Source organism: Gardnerella sp. KA00127 (assembly GCF_049244125.1).
GTDB classification, from domain to species: Bacteria; Actinomycetota; Actinomycetes; order Actinomycetales; family Bifidobacteriaceae; genus Bifidobacterium; species Bifidobacterium swidsinskii.
Genome location: NZ_CP058377.1, coordinates 830,075 through 852,054, shown reverse-complemented (window position 1 = coordinate 852,054; position 21,980 = coordinate 830,075). Strand labels below are relative to the sequence as shown.

Annotated in this window: 13 protein-coding genes, 5 tRNA genes and 1 riboswitch; of the genes, 16 read left to right on the top strand and 2 right to left on the bottom strand. The window is 38.2% G+C overall.

Annotation, left to right across the window (positions count from 1 at the left end; all coding sequences use genetic code 11):
- Positions 1–152 precede the first annotated feature (152 nt).
- The gene (locus tag HXT48_RS03345; RefSeq protein ID WP_102155163.1) at positions 153–2,459 is read left to right on the top strand and encodes a KAP family P-loop NTPase fold protein; all 2,307 of its coding nucleotides are present in this window, start codon (positions 153–155) and stop codon (positions 2,457–2,459) included.
- Between the two features lie 66 nt (positions 2,460–2,525).
- Here HXT48_RS03345 and HXT48_RS03340 read toward each other — a convergent pair whose 3' ends face one another.
- A complete protein-coding gene (locus HXT48_RS03340; protein WP_421793185.1) occupies positions 2,526–3,557 on the bottom strand; it encodes a hypothetical protein in 1,032 nt (343 codons plus the stop codon).
- Between the two features lie 367 nt (positions 3,558–3,924).
- On the opposite strand from HXT48_RS03340, the gene HXT48_RS03335 reads away from it, so the two are divergent.
- The 14 genes from HXT48_RS03335 (at position 3,925) to HXT48_RS03270 (ending at position 18,931) form a co-directional block, all read left to right on the top strand.
- Positions 3,925–3,997 (top strand) — tRNA-Gly (locus HXT48_RS03335).
- Between the two features lie 28 nt (positions 3,998–4,025).
- Positions 4,026–4,096: transfer RNA gene (locus HXT48_RS03330), tRNA-Cys, on the top strand.
- 30 nt (positions 4,097–4,126) lie between these two features.
- A tRNA-Val gene (locus tag HXT48_RS03325) sits at positions 4,127–4,198 on the top strand.
- 39 nt (positions 4,199–4,237) lie between these two features.
- Positions 4,238–4,310, top strand: a tRNA-Val gene (locus HXT48_RS03320).
- A 258-nt stretch (positions 4,311–4,568) separates the two neighbouring features.
- A riboswitch (TPP riboswitch) is annotated at positions 4,569–4,658 on the top strand.
- A gap of 193 nt (positions 4,659–4,851) precedes the next feature.
- On the top strand, positions 4,852–6,093 hold the full coding sequence (locus HXT48_RS03315) for a hydantoinase/carbamoylase family amidase (RefSeq protein ID WP_102155159.1): 1,242 nt from the start codon (positions 4,852–4,854) through the stop codon (positions 6,091–6,093).
- Between the two features lie 306 nt (positions 6,094–6,399).
- On the top strand, positions 6,400–7,884 hold the full coding sequence (allW, locus tag HXT48_RS03310; protein ID WP_102155157.1) for an allantoin permease: 1,485 nt from the start codon (positions 6,400–6,402) through the stop codon (positions 7,882–7,884).
- 1 nt (position 7,885) lies between these two features.
- The gene (allB, locus tag HXT48_RS03305; protein ID WP_102155154.1) at positions 7,886–9,262 is read left to right on the top strand and encodes an allantoinase AllB; all 1,377 of its coding nucleotides are present in this window, start codon (positions 7,886–7,888) and stop codon (positions 9,260–9,262) included.
- 73 nt (positions 9,263–9,335) lie between these two features.
- A complete protein-coding gene (thiS, locus tag HXT48_RS03300; RefSeq protein WP_421793183.1) occupies positions 9,336–9,533 on the top strand; it encodes a sulfur carrier protein ThiS in 198 nt (65 codons plus the stop codon).
- On the top strand, positions 9,534–10,157 hold the full coding sequence (thiF, locus tag HXT48_RS03295; protein WP_102155153.1) for a sulfur carrier protein ThiS adenylyltransferase ThiF: 624 nt from the start codon (positions 9,534–9,536) through the stop codon (positions 10,155–10,157).
- The gene (locus tag HXT48_RS03290; protein WP_004108959.1) at positions 10,147–10,914 is read left to right on the top strand and encodes a thiazole synthase; all 768 of its coding nucleotides are present in this window, start codon (positions 10,147–10,149) and stop codon (positions 10,912–10,914) included. Before thiF ends, HXT48_RS03290 begins: the two co-directional genes overlap by 11 nt.
- Before the next feature lie 143 nt (positions 10,915–11,057).
- Positions 11,058–11,133, top strand: a tRNA-Gly gene (locus HXT48_RS03285).
- A gap of 201 nt (positions 11,134–11,334) precedes the next feature.
- Complete coding sequence (locus HXT48_RS03280; RefSeq protein ID WP_421793181.1) at positions 11,335–14,778, top strand: tetratricopeptide repeat protein; 3,444 nt, start codon at positions 11,335–11,337, stop codon at positions 14,776–14,778.
- A 133-nt stretch (positions 14,779–14,911) separates the two neighbouring features.
- Entirely contained in the window at positions 14,912–17,800 is a 2,889-nt protein-coding gene (ligA, locus tag HXT48_RS03275) for an NAD-dependent DNA ligase LigA (RefSeq protein WP_421793180.1), read from the top strand.
- A 3-nt stretch (positions 17,801–17,803) separates the two neighbouring features.
- Entirely contained in the window at positions 17,804–18,931 is a 1,128-nt protein-coding gene (locus tag HXT48_RS03270; protein WP_064621697.1) for an Mrp/NBP35 family ATP-binding protein, read from the top strand.
- Between the two features lie 93 nt (positions 18,932–19,024).
- Here the strand turns inward: HXT48_RS03270 and HXT48_RS03265 are convergent, their stop codons facing one another.
- Positions 19,025–20,395: a DUF349 domain-containing protein gene (locus HXT48_RS03265; protein ID WP_064621586.1), complete on the bottom strand. Its 1,371-nt coding sequence runs from the start codon at positions 20,393–20,395 to the stop codon at positions 19,025–19,027.
- A gap of 96 nt (positions 20,396–20,491) precedes the next feature.
- Here HXT48_RS03265 and hisS point away from each other — a divergent pair, with 96 nt between their 5' ends.
- Complete coding sequence (gene hisS / locus HXT48_RS03260; RefSeq protein ID WP_004108947.1) at positions 20,492–21,892, top strand: histidine--tRNA ligase; 1,401 nt, start codon at positions 20,492–20,494, stop codon at positions 21,890–21,892.
- Positions 21,893–21,980: the final 88 nt, after the last annotated feature.

The window sequence follows — 21,980 nt, the reverse complement described above, 5'->3', positions numbered from 1 at the left end:
GCATAAATTTTACCACACAAAGTTAATGAAAATTAGTTAAAAGTATCTTTGTTGATAACTTTTTATTAAATTTTGATATTCAATCATTTATATTTCTAAAAGCAATACATGAATATAATATATTGTAAATATACAAATGATGGAGAAAGAATATGAGCTACGTTGCAGATAAACCTATTGAAAAAGCTGATGAAGATTTATTGGGAAGATTTGATTTTGCGAAACAATTTGGAAAATCGATTTGCGAATATGATAGCGAAGATGGTCTTGTAATCGGTTTGTATGGAAAGTGGGGTAGTGGCAAGACATCTATTATTAACATGGCGATATCTGAGATTCCAATAAACGAAGACGAAGCCAAAAAAGTAGAGAAAGAAAAATGGTATTCAAAATTATACAAAAGAATAAGAAGATTCGATACTTCACAAAAAACTGAAGAAGAAAATCAAAATAATAATCCAATAATTATGAGATTTTCGCCATGGAACTATTCAGACAAGAACAATTTGATTAGTTTATTTTTCCATGAATTGAAGAATAAACTAGGTGTAGCTAAAGGCGAAGAGAATAAAGAAAAAATCGGAAAGGCTATATGTCAATATTCCGATATTATTGACGTTTCATTATTTATTCCAGTAGTTGGGCCTGCAATCGCTCCTATATTGAAAACTATTGCCAAATCAAAAGGAGCTAAATTGATGCAAGCTCCTAGTTTGTATGAAGCTAAAGAAAAATTGTGTGAGGCGCTAGAAGATTTTAACCACAAAATAATTGTTTTTATTGATGATATAGATCGATTGACTACTCCTCAAATTAAAGATATTTTCCAATTGGTGAAACAAGTAGGCGATTTTCCAAACATCATTTATGTACTTACGATGGATAGGGAAATTGTTTGCAATGCTTTGTCTGAATATCACAATATTGACGGAGATGAATATTTAAAGAAAATTGTTCAAGTTTCTTTTGAAGTTCCTGAAATTGATAAATCACTACTGCCTGAAATCCTAAAAAACAGACTCAGCGGAATTATACAAAAAAATGATTACGAAGAAAAATTTGAAAACAATAATTATTTCGAAAAAGTACTTGAAAATTGCGTGAATCCATATATCAAAAATATAAGAGATGTAAATAGATTGATTAACGCGTTCCAATTCAAATATGACGCTTTATGGAAGGAAACATCATTTGTAGATTTATTAGCTATTACTGCAATAGAAATTTTCGAGCCTAAACTATATGAATGGATTGCATATAACAAAAATATGCTTTGCGAATGCAAAGAGCATAGTTATTTGATGATAGAAAATGATGATAATAAATATTTAAAGCAGTGTAATGAAAAATTTAGTAATTTAGGATTTGACTTTAACAGAGTAATTGATATTCTATCAACCTTATTTACACGATTTGCAAAAGATATTAATAAAGATAGTTTTGTAAAAGACTTTACTAAAAAACACTCAACAAAATATCAATCTGAAGAAGAACTTACTAGTAAAATGCGTGTTGGTTCCGCTGAGAAATTTGACTTATATTTCAGTTTTAATTTATCAAGTATAAAAATTCCAAGAGAAGAAATTATTAAATGCGTGAACGATTATAATTATTTCACTTTGAGACAAAAAATTAAGAATTTTAATAAAGATGGTAATATTATACTCTTTTTAGACAATATAAAAGCGCTAGTTCTTGATAATAAAATATTAAATAATAGACTTGCTTTAGTTGCATCAGAATTATTTGAATTGCAATACGAATTTAAAGACCCATATCCATCTGTTTTCTATAACACGTCTGCAGCTGAATATTCAGAACACATATTATTAAACATAGTCGCTTGCATTGATAAAGAAAACGACAGGTATGAAATTATTAGTTCTGCAGTTCAAAATATTAATAAATACAACATTGGCACAACATCTACGATAATTAGAGATATTGGATTTGCCTACAAAAAATATGGATGTGAAGACGAGCGTAAAGATTTCCAATTCATTAACCTTAAACATTTAGCAGATATTGAAAAAATTTATGCTACAAAAATTAAATCTATTTCATATTCCGAGGATATATTAAATTCTTATCAATTCTGTGTGGCGTTTTACGTATGGAAATGTATTGATAAAGAAAGTGCCATTTCATATGTTAAGAATATATTTAATAATGAGAAGAATAAGCTTAAATTCTTATGCTTAACAACATATAATAGTTTAACGGGCTGGAAATTTTATTCAGAGAATTGCTTTAATCTAGTTTCTGAAGAAGAATTTTATGATTCTATAAAAAATTTTGATAAAAGCAGATTAGACGAATTCACTAAAGAAGAGCAAATAATATTAGCTTCGTTTACCATAAACTACGAAAATAGAGACAATGATCATTTTCTTCATGCGCAAGAAAAACAAGCTATAGAACTCATAGAAAAGTGGAAATCTGAAAGTAAGAGTAATTAAGAGTGTATACAGTTCTGTCTGAAGTTCCATTACAGCGTTGTAAGGAATTTCAGACAGAGCTACAAACTACCGTACTTTGCGCCAACGCAATCTATCGTCGTTCGCGCCTAGTTTACACATCATAAGAGTTCCTCGTATAGTCACTCCTTGTTGTCCGGAAGTAGAGCAGAAGCTTCCAGGATGTACTAGAGGAAGTTGCTGTTGTTGAGGCTGCTGAGGAACAGTAGCTGGTTGTTGGGTAGGTGCTTGTGCCTGCTGCTGAACTGGTGCTTGGACAGGTTGTTGATTCTCTTGCTGTTCTTCTGCGTTCCTATTTTCAGATTGTGTAGAATTTGAATTGGAACTATCTACAGATGATTTGTTTGTTGAATTCTTTTTTGTGCCTGTTTTGTTAGTGTTAGTTTGATTTTTATTGTCAGAATCCCCATTTGAAGACGACTTTGGTTTATTTTTATTATTATCTTTGGAACCCTTGGATTTGCTATCTTTATCTTTTTTGGCAAAAATTGAATCCTTTTCAATTTCGCAAGACAAGTCATTCTTTTTTACGGAGCAGATTTCGTCAGAGTAATGATTTATGGCAAATTCTATTTCTGTTTCATCAAACTTAAGGTCTTCAAGTTTTGACTTTGCGTCTTCTTCAGTTAAATTATTATCATCTTCTACAAGCAGCCTTAATTTTCTTACTGCCACATTGTTGAAATCGTAAGTGTCGTCTAAATAATTTATAGCAGATTCAGAATCTTTCGCGGAGCATCCGGAAGTTGTCATCTTTTTCTTAATAGCGTTCAAGGACAAAAAGTCGTCAACTACATAGTTTTTTGCTATATTTTTACATTCTGATGCACTTAACTTGGTTTTAGTGTTGTTTGGTTTATTTTGCTGAATCGAACCTATGACCCCAGCTGCTAAAAAGATTATTAATACAGTTAGGAGTATATGTTTAAGTTTTTTAGATTTTGTATTTTTTGGATTTTTTGCATTATTTGGCTTGTGAGACATGTTGATCTGGCTCTTATCATATGGTGTAGCGCTGTTATTTATAATTTGAGTTTTTTGTACGTCACTATTTTTGTCAGAAACATCATTGTTATTCATAGAATATCTTTCTCTGCTGTAAATATTTGATATATCTTATTGCCGTCTTTATGAGTACTGTTACAGTTTAACCGCATTTTGCTTATTTTGTGAATAGAATTTATGTTAAATATTTTCTATTCTTCAAATTAGAAAAATTTGTAAGCTTATGAAGATTAAGTGCGTATCAAAACTGTTTCCTTAACGCAACAATTTTGATACACCTTCGCCGAATAGAATATATGACACACCAACAGACACGCTGAAAAACACGCCAAATAGCACACCAAACGACACGCCAAAATAGGCGAGGGCTTGCATTTGTAAATATTTCGGGTATAGTAATTACTCGTGCTTCGGCGCTGACATTGTTCAGTAAAGTTGCATTGCGGACATAGCTTAGTTGGTAAAGCGCAACCTTGCCAAGGTTGAGACCGCGGGTTCGAGTCCCGTTGTCCGCTCTAGGTCCGATGAGTTATTCGACCTTACGGTGGGTTAGCCAAGCGGTTAGGCAGCGGCCTGCAAAGCCGTATAGATGAGTTCGACTCTCGTACCCACCTCGATTAAGCTTCAAGCTTAATAAACAACCTGGGCGGTTGGCGCAGTGGTAGCGCACTTCCCTGACACGGAAGGGGTCACAAGTTCGAACCTTGTATCGCCCACTCGAAAGGATTGCCTTTCACGCATAATTAAAAAATTTTGGGTGATTGGCGCAGCGGCTAGCGCACTTCCTTCACACGGAAGGGGTCATAGGTTCGATTCCTATATCACCCACAATATGTTCGCAGTGTAGAAGCACTGCGTTTTTTGTTATCTGGCTATTTTTTATTTCCTAACTTACATATGAAAATTTTTCGCAGCCAAACACACATGCAACCACAAATAGAAGCAATATCTCATAGCAGTCAGTCAATCAATCAACCAACCAACCGACCAGCCAAGCAAGCAACCAATCATTTCTTCACAGAAACACACATACTAATGTTCATTTTGAGTTCATTTAATATCGTGCTATACTCGTCCGAGTACAAGTGAAAATTGCAGGGGTACTGGAAACAGTTGAGAAACACCCTTTGAACCTGTTTTGTTAAGACATGCGTAGGGAGCAATTACAATAAGTGATTTCTTTCTGTCACGATTTTCGTGACATCTTGCGTTGCCACAAAGTAGTAGCAATTACACGAGTATCAACTAAACAATTAAAAAAAAGATTTAAAAAACAATTAAAAACTAAAAACCAAACACCAAAACCAAAAAATATCCGCCTGAATGTCACTTTTGGGAAAACTTGCACAAGTGAGGAGGAATACTGCACATGATTGATAGCAGCATAAGTGCTGAAACTATAGAATCGGCCATAAGCTGGCTTGCAGGATTCACAGAAAAACCAGGAGAACAAGGAGTTACTCGACCTCTTTACACAAAATCTTGGAAACAGGCTCTTTTTGCTCTTCGTCAACGATTTGAAAAACTCGGTATGACTGTAGAATTCGACCAAGTTGGAAACCTAATTGCAACTGTTGAAGGATGCGAAAAACCAGAAAGCATAATAGCTTGTGGATCGCATATTGACACAGTTTCAAGAGGAGGTCGTTTTGACGGCCAACTTGGAATAGTTGCAGCCTATTTAGCAATTAAGAATTTACTTACTAGATATGGAAAGCCAAAGAAAAGTCTTCGCATTATCTGCTTAGCAGAAGAGGAAGGCTCACGTTTCCCATACGTATTCTGGGGTTCAAAGAATTTCTTCGGACTAGCCCAAAAAGAGGACGTAGAAAATATTTGCGACAGCGAAGGTGTTCCTTTCGAAACAGCAATGCGTGAAGCTGGGTTCAATTATCAAACAACTCAACCTAAGTTCGCAAATCTTGAAGCCTGGATTGAGCTACACATTGAGCAGGGACCAACGCTTTACAGCAATCACGAAGATTTAGGTATTATCACTAGCATTGCTGGTCAGCATCGTTGGGATATTCATCTTAAAGGCGTACAAAATCACGCTGGCACAACAATGATGTCCTACAGGCACGATGCAGTAGATTGCATGTCTCATATAATCGCCAAGAATCTTGACAAAGCCAAGAAAGCAGGCGACCCACTGGTGCTTACTTTCGGTAGAATCAGCGTAGTTCCAAATCAAGTAAATATTGTTCCTGGAGAAGTTACTTTTTCAATGAACTGCCGTCATACAGATAAAGCTTTTCTTGATAAATTCTTGCAGGAACTCGACGAGGATATTCACGAAACTGCCAAGTCTTATGGCATTACAGCGCAGATCGATAAGTGGATGTCTGACGATCCTACACCACTTAGCGACGATATTATTAATCTTTTGAAAGATCAAGCTAATAAGCAAGGTTATGCATACAGGGTCATGCATTCAGGTGCTGGTCAAGATACGCAAATTTTTGCTCCGTTTGTAAAATCCGGAATGATTTTCGTTCCTTCGAAAGATGGTATTAGTCACGCTCCAGAAGAGTACACAGATCCACAAGACGCTGTTCACGGGGTAAAGCTTTTACGAGATGCTCTGCATAGTTTGGCTTATGAGGACTAACGAAAACCAACTAAAAGATAACGAAAACCAAAAAGAAATGGAAATTTAGGAAGGACGCAAAAGGCATATACTATGCAAACTTCACTGCTTAGTTAACCGCAGCGAAGAAAAGTGAATATCGAATGAGAGTACAACGCTTATTCACGAATAAGAGGCTGATACGAAGGGGCGCACCACCACGGGTACGACATCCTTTCGTATCTTTTTTATTTTTGAGCAAAGTTGCGATTATTACTTTCAAAAAACTCAAAACACAAAACACAAAAAAGAATCAAATTTACAAACAAGAAAAGTAAGGAGGTGCGCATGCAAATTAGTAAACTGCTAAAAGATGAGCCAGTAGCTAGTAAAAACTTGGAATGTTACCGCGAGCGCGGCTACACCAACGAAGATTTACTGCCAAAGCCGCAAGAAAAACGCACAATGAGCGCTCTTAATTTCTGCACTTTGTGGATGCAGTCTGTACACAATATTCCTAATTATGCTGCAGTTGGCGCATTCCTTTTAATGGGATACTCTCCAATTTACGTAATGATTGGTATCATGCTTGGCGCAATTCTTACAGCAATTGTCATGGTTGCTAACGGTGTTGTAGGTTCCAAATACGGCATACCGTTTTCTATGCATTTGCGCGCAACATACGGAAAAGCAGGCGCTCAGCTACCAGGATTCCTTAGGGGAGTAGTTGCTGCAATCTGCTGGTATGGCATTCAAACATATATAGGTGCGAAAGCTTTAGAGATTCTAGTTGGCAAAATTTGCCCTGAGTTTCTTACTTTTGGAAACAAAATACCATTCGTAGGTTCGCACATACCTATTATTATTTCCTTCGCAATATTTTGGTTGCTTAACTTGGCGATTGGCTTAGGTGGAGGAAAGACTCTTAATAAGCTAACTGTAGTATTAAGCCCACTTATTTACGTTGTTTTTGGTTGCATGAGCGTATGGGCTATTAGCTGCGCTGGTGGATTATCTGCAATCATGCAGTATCATGCTACTGTTCAAGCGCCAACTAATTATGATCTTGGGCTTTTCATGATGATGGTTGTAAATTCTGTACTGGGCGTTTGGGCTGCTCCTGCCGTTTCTATTGCTGATTTTACGCAAAATGCAAAGTCAACTATGGCTCAACTAAAAGGTCAAATTGCTAGCTTCTTGCTAAGTTACGCGCTTTTTGCCTTTACAAGCGTAGTTATTTTAGTGGGCGGATCGCTTTTTTACCATGAAACTATTACAGATGTTCTTGTTATCATAAACAAGTGGGATAGTCTTCCTGCAATTGCAATAGCTACTGGGTTGCTTCTACTTACTACAGTTTGTACAAATGCTACTGGCAATATTGTTCCTGCAGCATACCAGCTAACTGCTTTAGCTCCGCGATTTGTAAATTATAAGCGTGGCGTAGTTATTGCAGCTCTTGTAAGCACTGTGTTAATGCCGTGGAAGTTTATGGCTAATATTACAGGCTTCTTGAATCTTATTGGTATGCTTTTAGGCCCAATTGCAGGTGTTCTACTTGCTGACTATTACGTAGTAAAGCGCACGCATATTGATCTTGATCAAATTTATTACGATACAAATAGCTCGTCAAAATCTGCTTATTCTGGAACTAACTGGATATCTTACACTTCTACGATACTTGGGCTTTTATTTGCTCTTTCCGGACAGATAATTCCTCTACTTTCACCGCTTACTCAAATCTCATGGATTGTGGGATGCGCTGTAGGTTTCGTGTGTCAAATATTACTATCAAAAGTTTTTCAGCCAACAATGGCTAAAGAAAGGAAATAATATGAACTACGATGTAGTAATCACAAACGGTTTGGTTGTATTCGATAATGAAGCAACTAAAACCGATATAGCAATTAAAGACGGCAAGTTTTCCGCTTTTGGAAGCAACTTTGCAGCAGAAAAAACTATTGACGCGACTGATTTAATAGTTGTTCCTGGAAAAGTTGATTCTCATGTTCATATTAATGCTCCAGGCGGCGGCGTTCGCGACGATTGGGAAGGTTTTGTAACCGCAACTTCTGCCGGCGCAAAAGGCGGTATTACTACAATGCTGCAAATGCCTTGCAATCAAATTCCTGCTACTACTGATGGAAAATCATTTGAGGCAGTTTTAAAGGAGGCTGAAGGAAAACTAAAAGTTGACGTTGGTCAAACTGGTGGTTTGGAGCCACAAAATCTAAACGGTGGAATATGCGAGCAAGATAAGCAAGGTGTTGTTAATTACAAGGCATTCCTTGGAACTACAGGCGACAAGGATTTGCAAGTTGATTTATACAATTGCGACGATTACTCCTTGTACACAGGTATGCAGCAGATTGCAAAAACCGGCAAAATTTTGATTATGCATTGCGAAAACGCTCCTATTACAGACCAGCTTGGAAAGAAAGCTCATCAAATGGGAGCTAGAAAGCTTTCTGAGTTCGTAGCAACCAGACCTGTTTTCACTGAAGTTGAAGCTATTGAGCGCGCTTGTCTTTTTGCTAAAGAAACTGGATGCAGAATTCATATTGTTCATGTTTCTTCACCAGAAGGCGCTCAAGCTGTTGCTGACGCTCGTAAGAATGGCGTTGATGTAAGCTGCGAAACTTGCAACCATTACCTGTATTTCGACACTTCTGAGCTTGACGAGATTGGAAATATTGCTAAGTGCACTCCGCCAATTCGTGACAAGGAAAACCAGAATGGCTTGTGGGAAAAGGTTTTTGACGGTTCTATTAACTTCATTGTTTCCGACCATTCGCCAGCTCCTTTGAGTTTGAAGCAAACTGATGATGCTTTCACAGCTTGGGGTGGTATTGGTAGCGTTCAAAACGATGTTGATGTGTTCTTTGATGAAGCTGTGCAAAAGCGCGGAATGTCATTAACTCAATTTGTGGCATTGAATTCTAGCAATTCTGCAAAACGCTTTGATTTGAAAGGAAAAGGCAGCATACGTTTGGGTTATGATGCAGATCTTGCATTCATTAAACCAAATGCTCCTTATGTTCTTAAAGCTGAAGACCTTGAGTATCGCAATAAGTTCAGCCCGTACGTTGGTCGCACTATTGGCTGCCAGGTGGTAAGAACTTTACTTCGCGGTGAAGAAATTTACAGCAAAGAAAATGGCGTTTGCAAAGGCTTCAAGGGCAAGTTTATTCTTCATCCAGCTAAGGATTAGGTAGAATCTTTAAACGTAATATTTAAACGTAATATTCAAAACTTAAAGCATATTCTATAGAAAGGAGGTAAGTGTGCTGAAACTTAATCACGATACTGTGGATTATGTTGAGAACGAGAATTTACTTGAACTACTTAAGCGCGAAGGCTACGACAGTACTTTTGTTGCAATAGAAGTTGATGGTGAATTAGTAAAACGCAAAAATTTTGAAACTTTCATAGTTAAAGATAACGCAAAAATTGAAGTATTTAGCATTATGGGAGGAGGATGAATGGAAAGTGACGATATTCGCGCAAAAGTTCTTAAACGTCAGCTAAAGGAAGATAATGATTTGTTTGCTCAACAATCAGTTTCAATACTTGGCTGCGGCGGTTTAGGATCAAATATTGCGTTGATGCTTGCGCGAGCCGGCGTAAAAAAGTTGTACATTTACGATTTTGACAGTATCGAGTATTCGAATTTAAACCGTCAAAATTATACGATTAACGAAATTGGACAACACAAAGTATATGCTACTAAAGCGCGACTTAATGAAACTTTGCCGTACGTTGAAGTAGAAGCTTTCGTACAAAAAGTTACGCCGGAATCGTTAGATGAAATTGCTGAGCGCTCCGACTTGTTTATTGAAGCATTCGACAATCGCGAATCAAAAGCAATGGTTCTTGACTATTTCATGAATCATCCTAACAAATATGTTATTACCGCTTCTGGCTTATCTGGACTAGGAGATATTAAGAACGTAAAAATTAAGCATCTTTCAAACGTGTGCTTAGTAGGTGATTTTAAGTCTTCTCCTGAAGAAGGCTTGTATTTGCCTTATGTTTCGATTATCGCAAGTTTAGAAGCGTTAGAAGCGTTGAAATGGATAAAAAATGGAGGAAATTATGGAGAATGAAGATTATTTAGAATTAGGTGGTAAGAAGTTTACTTCTCGATACATTTTGGGTTCTGGAAAGTATTCTGAGGAGCTTATTGATGCCGCAGTAAATAGTGCTAAAGCTGAAATGATTACTGTAGCAATTCGCTATAGCGAGAAAGCTGCAGGAATTTTAAAGCATATTCCAGAAGGCGTTACCATTTTGCCTAATACTAGCGGATGCGTAACTGTAGAGGAAGCAGTTAACACTGCACATATTGCTCGCGAAATGGGTTGCGGAAACTTCATCAAGCTTGAGATTATTCCTGATCGCAAGTATTTGTTGCCAAACAATGAAGCTACTTTGCAAGCAACAAAGATTTTGGCTGACGAAGGCTTTACTGTTCTTCCTTACATGTATCCAGATTTGTACTTTGCTAAGGCAATGCGCGACGCTGGAGCTGCTGCAATTATGCCTCTCGGCTCTTTGATTGGCTCTAACAAGGGTCTTGAAACTAAGAAGTTTATTCAGCTTATTATCGACGAAATCGATCTTCCTGTTATTGTCGATGCCGGCATTGGCGTTCCAAGCCAGGCTGCTGAAGCAATGGAAATGGGTGCTGCAGCTGTAATGGCAAATACTGGAGTTGCTACTGCAAACGATATTGTGCTTATGGCTAAAGCATTCAAGCTTGGTATTGAAGCAGGCCGCGCAGCTTATCTTGCAGGCCCTGGTCGAGTGCTTGAAAAAGGTGCAACACCATCTTCTCCAAAGCGCGATGACGAAAGCAAGTAAGCAAACAAATAAAATAAGTCTTCAACTTAAAACACTGAAAATCTGAAACAAGTAAGCCTTACAAGTGCAGCCAGTACTTGTAAGGCTTGCGACATACCTAATTTGCACTTTTTATGAAAATGATATAAGGTATTCACTTATTTGCGGACATAGCTTAGTTGGTAAAGCGCAACCTTGCCAAGGTTGAGACCGCGGGTTCGAGTCCCGTTGTCCGCTCCATTTTTTCTCAATATTCGAAGCCGTCGTATTCTCTTATTAGCAATCTATTGATGAAATAATTTCGATAAATAATGTCGCGCATTTTATAACATGCATAATTTCTTATATACTAAAATAATGTGATTAAACGCCACATTATGTGCGCTAAAAATATAAAACAAAAACTCACATGCCACAAAGCAAAGTGAAAGAATGGGGATTATGACTAACAACATGCAAACTACTGAAAATTCAGAATCTCAGGAAGATAGTATGTTGCAACTACAAGAATCTCTTAACTCGTTGTGGTCAGAAGGCAATCCAATAGATATTTCGTCGCGCGCTAAAAAGTACGTTATTAAAGATTTTCCACAAACAAATATCAACAATCAATTAGGCTGGGTTCAACTTAACAAGAAAAAAGAATACACGTCAATTGGATTATTTAAAGAAGACGGAAGAAAATTCCTTCAACTAGCAGTAGCAGATTCAGAAGGGCGAATATTTCTCGGCAGCAAACTTAGCTACGAAGATATTCAAGACATGAGACCGCAACTTTCATTTGTAGAAAAAAATAATTCTTCACTGAAAGATTTACACCGTTTTTATGGAAAACAATATAAAAAAACAAAAATTACTCTAAAATGTGCATTTTCGGAAGCGTTTGACGAAACGTACACCAAACATACAGACTATGATATGGATAATATCGTAGAATCCTATTTAAATGGCGACGCAACCGTAGAAGATTTTCTCGCTTCTTTAGAAAGCAGTAAGTCTAAAAGCGCGTTAAAACCAGAACAACGCTCTAAAACTTTTGCCGGAAAAATAAACCACTTTTCTAAAACTTTTTCAAAAATTAGAAAAGAAAACGTATTTTGCGTATCAAACGGAGACTTAGTTTTACAACTTTCAGAAGATGACGGTTTAATTAAAATCGGATCATGGATGTCACACGGGTTCGGAACTAAAAAAACTTATACTCTCGAAGAGTTACGAACTAAACTTCCAGAAAACTTACGATGCAATCTTACATACAGAAATGCAATAACAATAGCATTCTTTGCAGCATTATTCATTCCAGATATACACAAGTCTTTAACTGGATTTGGTTACAGCAATGTACTTCGCAGACTAGAACACGAAGCACCTTTAGGAGCAATACGAAGAAGTGTAGAAGACATAAAAATAGCGAAAAAAGAAAATTTAAGAGTTTCAGGTTTAGAAGAATATTTTGAAAAATTAATGCGCTCAACTGGAGCTTTAGAAACAGAACGCAGCCTGGAAGCAGTGCATGGTGCAGAACGCCTACACATGCAAAAATCTCAGCAAACAGAAGCAAACTACTTACTTTGGGATGATGCTTTGGAACCAAATGCTGCACTCAAAGTACTTAAAATAGAAGGCGCTATTAACCGTTTATATTCAATTTATGATTGTCTGCAAATTAACTCCATTATGGGAGGAAAAACTTGCGAAAATACTATAAAAGAAGAGCAGGCATCACAAATCGACATGGCAATGATTAAAGATGTTGCTTTTGCAGCAAGCGGTTCAATAGGTATGCAATTTTTTGGCAATCCTCTGATGGACGACAAAATAAGACCTATTTTGCACATGTGGAGAAGAGCAAAGCAGGTAAAAAATAACGATAAGTATTTCAATAAGATAGATAACGACAGTGAATGGTCCTATAGGCAGCGTCTTTCTAATCTTATTAGAAGTGTATACTTGCCGTTCCGTTTTGACGCGGAATTCCGATCTAATTTAGAAGATGGTAACGTGGCAATAAACCTTACTACAGCTGGAGCTGCACTTATGCCATCTGTAGCTTACGCTAATGAGGATAAATCTTGGAAAAATCTGAACGACGACGATAAAGAAAAACTAGCTACAAACTACAATCTTCAAGTTGGAATGATAATGTCTACTCTAGCTTTTGGAGCAAGCGGTAAAGTAAAAAATGTTTCTATACGCTTAGATTCAATAGGCTTAGAAGAGATGGTTACAGCACAAAACAATGCTATGAACAATCTTGTAAATCGTACTCTTAATGCGCTTAACGTTATGAATAGTGACGCTGCAAATAATGATTCATCCAAGCCAAAAGGAGATCCAAAAGACGGTGACATTCATGGAGACCCGTCTAAATTGCAAGAAATGCAGCAGACTAATATTAGTAACGCAAACAAGACAAACAATAATGTCATATCAATGCATGCGAGCGCAAGCAGCCAAGAATTAAACTCAGAAACAGACACAAACGCAGATTCTAACGAAAATCAACTGTCCGAAAACAGCATGGATAAGTCTAAAGAAGAAAATTCATTTGCAGCTTTTACTACAGCACCATCCATACGAGCTCTAACTACAGTTACGTTTAGCAGAAACAGATTTATAAAACTTATTCACCAAAACGGATTAAATAATCCTATAAAAACATACGAAAAATTTAATGCCAAATTAAACATTGATTCTCATGGAAAATTAAATACCATCGAACCAGATTTTGATGTTCACAGTAGCCGCTTTTCTCCTCATGGATCACAAGAAGAACCTGAATTTTCTGACAAAATTTTTACAGCAGATCAGGAAAGCATACTGGGAACACAATACGCACAAGGGCTTTCTATACAACGTGAAGATCTTCTGCAACAAGCTGTTGCCGACTTCCATCATATTGCTTCAGAACTTATGCCAACAACTGCACAAAAAGCTCACGAAGCTATGAGTATTATTGAAAGCATTGACGATCCTGAACTTAACGCTCAAGCAGATTCAATAACGCGAGCGCTAATTGACGAAACAGATTTACCTAATCTTTCATTTACTACAGCAAAACGTATAAGAGATATTCGTACAAAAGCTCACGAACAGTTTATGAATGGGGACCTTAGCGAGGCTTTAAAAGAGTACGAAAATTCTGTAGCACAATTCGATACTATGTTTACTAGCAGCGAAGCTGTACCAAGATACTTTAATTCCTACGCTGAGAGAGTAATTTATAATCATCTATTTGCAACTAAAGAAGAACGAACAAGACTTATTCCTGACGGTCTTTTCTACGCGCATATGGAACTTGCTGATTTACTTTCGCAATTAAACCAACATGACGAAGCTTTACGCCATTTAAATATTATGGTTTCGTACGCTCCTACTTACGCTCTTTCTCATTTAAGATTAGCTGATATACTTGCGCAAAAAGAGGATTGGTCATCTGTTATTGCAGCTTGCATTAACGCTTTGAATGTGTCTCTCGATAGGGATGACGCTGCTTTTGCTTACTATAAGCTCGCTTATGCGGAATGGATGCAGAATAATTTCCTCATTGCTGCATCTTCATATAGAATGGCACAATACTTAGCTCCAGGAAAGATTGAGCCGCTAGAAATGGAACTTGATGAGCTTCTTTCTAGAATGAGATCACAGTGCAAGCTAATACCGAGCAATATACATGAAGCACAGATGGCTCTTCTTTCTGAAGACGTACCAGCTTGGCCTGATATTGAAGCAGAAGAGATTATTGATAAAGCAGCAAAATTAACTGTGAACGATGGAATGTTTGTAATTGCAAGAACTTTATGTGTTGCAAATATTCGAATGACTTCTAACGAAGATCTAAGTAGCACAGTACAAACACAGTTCTTAAGATCTTTAAACGCTTAAGAAATAGAGCAAGCAGTTTTAAAATTTATTAGCTTAATACTCAATACATCATTGAATAGTTTTTACTGTGCTTATACAGTCTTATTAGATACTGTTTATAGGCATTAGTAAAACGTAGCTGAAGGGAATATTCATGAGTGAAAATAGTATTCGCGAAGAGTCAACAGAGAGCGAACAGTTATCGCTTTTTTACGATTTTGACGAGCAAACTATATCTCATGAAGCGCCAAAAAACGAAACTAATAGCATAAGTACAGTTAAAACAGAGACTGTTACTCAGGCTGATAGCAAAACTGATAACAAAACTGACATGCATGAAGCGAATGAGTGGAACTCTACAATAGACACCGAAAAGTGGATTGTAAACTTGAAACCAACAGACACTGATGCGTTGACTCTCGGAAATTTGCAGCCAGCGACGCTTACTATAGAGCAAGCTGCGAAACTTTGGGCGAAATTGGCAGCTTGGGTACAATCTGATCAAATTGCTTATTATGTAGAAGATTCTCCAACTAGTTCAGACGCAGCATACGATGCAAGAATGCGAGCGCTAAGCTCTTTAGAAGCTGCCTTCCCAACTTTAGATACTCCTCAATCTCCAACACATCGCGTAGGTGGAACTTTTTCTAACGATTTTACTTCTGTAAAACATCCGTCTCGAATGATGAGTTTGGATGACGTATTTTCAATTGAAGAATTACATGATTGGTATAACAGCGTAATTCGCGATTTACAATGGGATGAATCTCAACCTCTTCCTATGACTTGCGAAGTAAAAATTGATGGTCTTGCTTTAAATCTTATTTATCGCAACGGTACTCTTGAACAAGGTCTTACTAGAGGCGATGGCGTAACTGGCGAGGATATTACATTAAACGTAAGAACGATTGAAGCAATACCAACACAGCTTCATTCTGACAATACTGACGATATTCCTGAGTTCGTGGAAATTCGTGGCGAAGTTTTTATGAAATGGGAAGACTTTAGAAAATTAAATGATGAACAAGAAAATGCTGGACGAGTTGCTTTTGCAAACCCTCGTAACGCTGCAGCCGGCTCTTTGCGCCAAAAAGATCCACGAATTACAGCCACGCGTCGATTAAGCTTTTTTGCACACGGACTAGGTGAGCTTCGTTGGAAAGAAAATACAAGCCATAACAACAGTGAAACAAAATTTAATCAGTCTGACGCATATAAGTTCTATCAACAGTGGGGAATACCTGTTTCTCCATACACGAGAAAAGTCACAAATTTTTCTGAAATAGAAGAAATGATTGACTATTACAGAGAGCATAGAGCAAATATTTTGCACGCTTTAGACGGCATAGTTGTAAAAGTTGATGACAGAGCATTACAGCATCAACTAGGAGCTACTTCTAGAGCTCCACGATGGGCTATTGCATACAAGTATCCTCCTGAAGAAGTTAATACTTATTTGAAGGATATTATTGTCCAGGTTGGAAGAACTGGAAGAGTAACTCCTGTAGCTGTTCTTGAACCTGTTACTGTAGCAGGATCGACAATTTCGCGTACAACTCTTCATAACGCTTACGAAGTTGAACATAAAGGTGTGCTAATTGGCGATACTGTCGTAGTTCGTAAAGCTGGGGATGTTATTCCGGAATTAGTCGGACCGGTACTTAAAGCTAGGGAAGGGCGAGAAAATGAACTTAGAAAGTTTGTTATGCCAGAATACTGCCCATCTTGTGGAACTAAGCTAGCTCCTGCAAAAGAGGGAGATAAAGATATTCGTTGCCCAAATGTAGAAAACTGTCCAGCTCAACTTACAGAACGAATAATTCACTTGGCTTCCAGACAAGCTTTTGATATTGAAAATTTGGGCGATAACGCTGCGCTAGCTCTCACAAATCCTGAGGATTGCAGGCCTACAACTGCAGAAGCTTACTGCCCAGATATGGATAAAATTATAATTCAGCGAGGCGCAACTCAACAACCATATATACCTTCACCAGATTTAACGCTACCTGAACCACAAACTCCAGTACTTAGAAATGAAGCTGGATTATTTAGTATTACTGCCGACGATTTACAAAATGTAATGGTTTGGAAAGAAATTCCTCTTGTTGAAGAGTGGAAAGAAGTTAGTAAAGACGGTAGCTTTAAAAAGCGTACACGCAAAATAGGCGGATCTGGTCTTTGGCATCAAGTTAGAGCATTTTGGACTCGCACAATCGAAGCAAAGTTATCTACAAATTACGAAGCAGCAGAAACTTCCGAAAAAACTACTTCACTAAACGAACAATGGGATCCTCAATATCCTAAATTCCAGGTTCCAATTGACGCTAAAGTAGTACTTTGGAAAAATAAGCGCATTACTAGAAATGCTAAAACTAGCGACAACACTAAAGAAACAATAAATGTGCCATGGTATACAAGACCTTCTGAAACTACTCGTAGCATGCTTGAAGAAATAGCTCAAAAAGGCAAAAATGCAGCACTGTGGCGAGTTTTGGTTGCTTTATCTATTCGTAGACTAGGTCCACCAACTGCACGTCTTATAGCGGCAAATTTTGGATCTTTAGACAATATTTCCAAAGCATCTATTGAAGAACTTACACAAATTGATGGAGTTGGTCCTGAAATTGCGCAAGCAGTATACAACTGGTTCCAGCAAGCTAAAGACCCTGCTAATTGGCAATTTGAAGTATTAAAATCGTGGCAAGAAGCAGGTGTAGTAGGGAAAGTTGAAACATCATCTTTCGCTCAAACATTAGTAGGTAAAACAATAGTTGTTACAGGATCTTTGCAAGGATTTACACGAGACAGCGCAAAAGAGGCTATAGTCTCAAGAGGCGGCAAAGCATCAGGATCAGTAAGCAAGAACACATATTGCGTTATTCTAGGCGAAAATGCAGGATCCAAGGCAACTAAAGCGCAAGAACTCGGCATTCCTATGCTTAACGAACAACAGTTTAATGCTCTTTTAAAAACTGGGAACTTAGAAGAAATACTACAAATTGCAAATAATACTGTGTCAAATCTCATTGCTGAGGAATCATAACGCATGAATACAAGTGAACTCGAAAAACAAGTTTACGATTTGCTGGGTAGCGTTATTGATCCAGAATTAGGTCGCTCTGTTACCGAATTAAATATGGTAACTGGAGTGCATGTGATAAAAAAAGCTGAAACTATTGATGCAACAAAGTTTGCTTATGATGTAGAAATAAATCTTGAACTTACTGTGCCAAATTGCCCTCTTGCAGAAGTGATTACAGGACGAGTTCAAGAAGTTATATCTAAATATCCTCAAGCAATACTCATACCGCACGTTAACGCTACTGCAATGAGTAAAACTAAATTAGAAAAGTTAGTTGCAGATTTAAAAGCTGAACGCAAAGAAAATCCATTTAATAAAGCTGGCACTCGCACGAGAATTTTTGCTATAGCTTCTGGAAAAGGCGGAGTGGGAAAATCTTCTATAACTGCTAATTTAGCTGCAACTTTTGCAGCATTAGGTTACGATACTGCAGCTATCGACGCCGATATTTACGGCTTTTCTTTACCGCGAATGTTTGGAGTTAATTCTCAACCAACAAATTTAAACGGAATGCTTATGCCTGTAGTTGCTTGGGGAGTAAAGCTTATTTCTATTGGAATGTTTGCTGGAACCGATCGTGCTATTTTGTGGAGAGGACCACGATTACAACGTTCTTTAGAACAGTTTCTTTCCGATGTTTGGTGGGGCAACCCCGATGTTTTACTTCTTGATTTAGCTCCAGGCACAGGAGATATGGCATTAGCTGTAGCACAATCCTTACCAAATGTAGAGCTTGTTGTAGTAACAACTCCACAGCCTAGTGCATCAGATGTGGCAGTTAGATCAGGTCTTATGGCTTTGCAAATTCCTGTAAAAGTTCGCGGAGTTGTTGAGAACATGAGCTGGTTTGAAAATAACGGCGAGCGCTTAGAATTGTTTGGTTCAGGAGGAGGAAAGAGAGTAAGCGAACAACTTTGTAACGCTCTTGACACTAATGTGCCTCTTTTAGCTCAACTTCCTTTAGATCCTGCGCTTAGAGAAACTGGTGAAGCAGGGCGACCTGCTGTTCTAACCGAAGATGGAAAATTGGCAGATTCTAATTTAGCTAATACTTTTATTCATTTAGCTAAATCTTTAATAAAAAACTCTTAAAAGCAAATAAATCTTAAAATACAGCCGAAAAATAAGTATGGGGTCGCTTGATTTTTAAGCAACCCCATACTTTTAATTAGTTATAAAACTAATTTACTTAACAGCGTTAAGCCACTGCTCTTTAGTAGCCTTTTCAGCTTCCAACTTAGCTTTACGCTTATTATCGGTTTCCTTAGCAATAGCAGCGTTAAGCTCTTCGAGTTGCGCTTCCAACTGTAAAGCAAAACTGGATTTACGAGCATTAGCTTCAGGATCAGCCTCACGCCAAGCAGCGTCTTCAACAGCCTTAATCTTTTTATCAACGTCGTTCAAGCGAGACTCAATACGACGCATATCTTCACGAGGAACGAAACCAATAGCATCCCATTCTTCCTGAATCTGAGACAAAGCCTTACGAGCCTTCTTAGCAGCTTCTTCATTTTCTACTGGCAACAAAGCCTCTGCTTTTACGAGCAAAGCTTCCTTCTTAGCAAGATTTTCGTGTTCTCCAGCATTAACCTTTTCACGGTCATTTTGACGAGCATGATAGAAAGCATCAGCAGCTTCGCGGAACTTAGCCCACAAAGCATCATCGTGCTGACGACCAGCATTGCCAGCTTTCTTCCAACGATCCATCAAAGCATTGAACTTCATAGAAGTTTCACGCCAATCTTTTGAATCTTTTAAGCTTTCAGCTTCTGCAATAATAGCTTCCTTAAGCTGCTTAGCAGTATTACGCACATGCTCACGTTCTTTAACCCAAGAATTGCGAGCCTGAGAGAACGCAGAACGAGCCTTTGAAAAACGCTGCCACAAAGCATCGGCATCAGACTTATTTAAGTGAATAGTAGTACGCTGATGCTCCTGCCATTCGTCAAATAAAGCACGTAACTTATCGTTTAATTCACGCCAGTTTGTAGATTCATTCATTTGTGCTACTAACGATTCTGCACGTTCTACAATATTTGTACGTTCTTTCAAAGCTTTTTCTAGAGCTTCTTTTCGAGCTTTAGAGATTGCTTCCTTCTTTTCATTACCTTTTGCAGCCAATTCGGCGTGTCGCGCACGTAAAGCAGCAATATCGCCTACGGCAGCAGGATTTTCCAATTCAGCTTTCAAAGTATTAAGCGTTTCGTCAATTTCTTTTGCTTTTACATTGGAAGCTTCCAAGCGCTTAGCGAAAAGATCAAGCTTAATCTTCAAATCAAGATAACGATGAATATAGAAAGTCAACGCTTCTTCAGGAGTGCCAGTGGAGTATTGACCAACCTCACGCTCAGCACCGTTTTCAGTAACGTAAACAGTGCCATTTTCATCAACACGGCCAAAGGTTTTTGCGGCTTTAATATCCTCTTCACTATAAGAAATGGTTGGTGCTTGAGCAACAACACGAGTCTTATGCGCGAAGCTTGCTGGAGATGGAGCAACTGGCTTTGGCGCGGTAGTAGTTTTAGTAGTTTCTTCAGGTTTAGTCTGTTCGGTCACGGGACGACTCCTTACAGCAGATGCACGGTAACATTGTTACGAATAAGTATGACGGTAAGCCATGATTTTTCCGCAACACCACCTATTATAGTGGACATGGTACAAGGCTCATCAATATCGGGTTTCCCTGAATGGCTTCCTAGTGAACGCGCTGTTGAACAGCAAGTAATTGACACACTAAGAGAAGTGTTTGAACTCAACGGTTTTATTGGAATTGAAACACGTGCAGTAGAACAGGGTTCAAGCTTATTAAAAAAAGGCGAAACCAGTAAAGAAATTTATTTATTGTCGCGTTTACAAGAAGTTGGTCACGAATCCGACACTCCTGTAGAAGAACGCATTGGTTTACATTTCGATTTAACAGTTCCGCTCAGCCGTTACGTCGTTGAGCATACTGGTGATTTGACGTTCCCATTTAAGCGCTGGCAAATGCAAAAAGTTTGGCGAGGGGAGCGTCCACAAGAAGGTCGTTTCCGTGAGTTTGTTCAAGCAGATATCGATGTAGTAGGAAATGGCGAATTACCTTCACACTACGAAGTTGAACTTCCACTTGTTATGGTTGAAGCTCTTGAACGTTTACGTAAGTTTGGTCTTCCTAAGGCAACTGTTCATGCTAACAATCGAAAGCTTTCTGAAGGTTTTTATCGCGGTATTGGATTAAGCGATATTGAGGGAGTTCTTCGAGAAATCGATAAGCTAGACAAAATTGGTGCTGAAGAAGTATCTAAGCTTTTGGTAAAAGAATGCGGCGCTACGGCTTCTCAAGCTGATGCATGCTTAGAATTAGCTGAACTTACTGCCGAAACAGGAGATGAGTTGAAGTCTCGTTTCGACGAATTATGCGATAAGCATAATATTTCTCGAAGTGATGATAACGAGTCTTACGTTTTAGCTTCTCAAGGTGTTGAAACTCTTGCGATGATTGTAGACGAAGCAGCACGTATCCGCCCAGGCGCTGTTGTTGCTGATTTGAAGATTGCTCGTGGACTTGACTACTATACTGGTTCTGTTTACGAAACTTTCCTTGACAACGCAGAATCTCTTGGTTCAATTTGCTCTGGCGGTCGTTACGATAATTTAGTTTCACAAGGCAAGAAGAAGTATCCAGGCGTAGGACTTTCAATCGGCATGTCTCGACTGCTTTCTTATATGCTTCACACTGCAGGTGCTACTGTTTCTCGAGTTTCTCCTGCTGCAGTACTTGTTGCAGTTTGGAATGAAGAAGATCGCCCTGCATGCAATGCTATTGCTAAAACTTTACGAGATCGAGGCATTGCAGCAGATGTTGCTCCTAGCGCAGCAAAGCTTGGTAAGCAAATAAAATATGCTGACAAGCTCGGCATTCCTTATGTGTGGTTCCCTGCTGATAGCACTGAATCAGAGTCATCTCACGATGAAGTAAAAAATATTATTACTGGCGAACAGGAAACCGCGGATGCCACGTCTTGGCAACCGGATACTGTTTATGCCCGGCAGACAGTTTCTTGCGCTAAATAATGTCTTGCAAATTTGCTTGAATATTGTGCGCAAAATCATGTCAATAGAAACAAATGAATATCAATTAGATTGTAGAGGAAGTGGACTT